General features: G+C 58.2%; 2 protein-coding genes. Both read right to left on the bottom strand.

What is annotated here, in order from left to right:
• Positions 1 to 24 precede the first annotated feature (24 nt).
• Complete coding sequence (locus AB4Z11_RS32050; RefSeq protein WP_442030261.1) at positions 25 to 432, bottom strand: hypothetical protein; 408 nt, start codon at positions 430 to 432, stop codon at positions 25 to 27.
• Between the two features lie 115 nt (positions 433 to 547).
• The coding region (gene phbB, locus AB4Z11_RS32045) for an acetoacetyl-CoA reductase (protein ID WP_442030259.1) at positions 548 to 1,271 on the bottom strand (724 nt) is incomplete at its 5' end.

The raw sequence follows: 1,271 nt of genomic DNA, 5'->3' as shown, positions 1-1,271 counted from the left end.
GGTAATGGCTGAGGCGCGCGAAGGTCAAGCTGCCTGTTTTTTCCTCTTTTTGACGAGAAAGCCGGAGCGGCGCAAAACGATGAGCATGAACCCCGTCAGCACCACGGCTGGGCCAACCGGCTCGGGAACTTCATCCGTCTCGCTCGACTGCGCCACCACACTTGCCATCGACACGCTTGAACCAGCCGGGCCAGGCAAAATTTGCGGGTCGGACATCAGCGACGTCAGCGCGTGCCGTGATTGCAAGGGAACAAGCTGAGAGGCACGTGGATAAGCGGGGAACTTGTCCACAACCTGCGCCTCATCCAACTCAAGCCTCGGTTGCGTCGGCGCATCCTGATATTCAGGCGACACCACCCCTGCCATCGCAGGCGAAACACCAAATACCGCAGCAGCGGCAAGGGCAATGGGAAGGTGTTTGACGAGATGCACGATTGTCTAATCGAAAATATAATTGCATATTAGACATTTCACCCCATTGCAGTCAACAAATAAAAAAGCCGCACGGCCTGGGCCGGGCGGCTTTGTCAGCGGAAAGGCCGGGAGGTCAGGACATGTGCTGGCCGCCGTTGATGGCGATGTTGGCGCCGGTGACGAAGGCGGCTTCTTCCGAGGCCAGGTAGGCCACCAGGCCTGCCACTTCTTCCGGTTTGCCGAGGCGAGCCATCGGAATTTGCGGGATGATCTTCGATTCCAGCACTTCGGACGGGATCTCCATCACCATCTTGGTGCCGATATAGCCCGGCGAGATGGTGTTGACAGTCACGCCCTTGCGCGCCACTTCCAGCGCCAGCGCCTTGGTGAAACCGTGCACGCCGGCCTTGGCAGCCGAGTAGTTGGTCTGACCGAAAGCGCCCTTCTGGCCGTTCACCGAAGAGATGTTGATGATGCGGCCCCAGCTGCGGTCCACCATGCCATCCGCTACCGGCTTGGTCATGTTGAACACGGAGTCCAGATTCGTTTTCATCACAGCGTCCCAATTGACCTTGTCCATCTTCTTGAAGGTCATGTCGCGGGTAATGCCGGCGTTATTCACCAGCACATCGACCGGGCCGATATCGCGCTCGATCRTTTTCACGCATTCCTGTGCCGACTCGTAGTCCGACACGTCGCACGGATACGCAGAGAAGTTGTAGCCCTGATCCTTCATGGCGGACAGCCATGCGTCGTGCGTTTTGTTCGATGGGGAATACGTGGTTACTACCTTGTAGCCCAGAGCGACCAGCTTGATGCAGATCGCTTCACCCAGACCACCCATGCCGCCCGTTACC

The organism is Pseudoduganella sp. RAF53_2, from assembly GCF_052113985.1.
Classification (GTDB): domain Bacteria; phylum Pseudomonadota; class Gammaproteobacteria; order Burkholderiales; family Burkholderiaceae_D; genus Rugamonas.
Note: the sequence above shows the minus strand (reverse complement) of the source record. Positions and strands in the feature narration are given on the sequence as shown.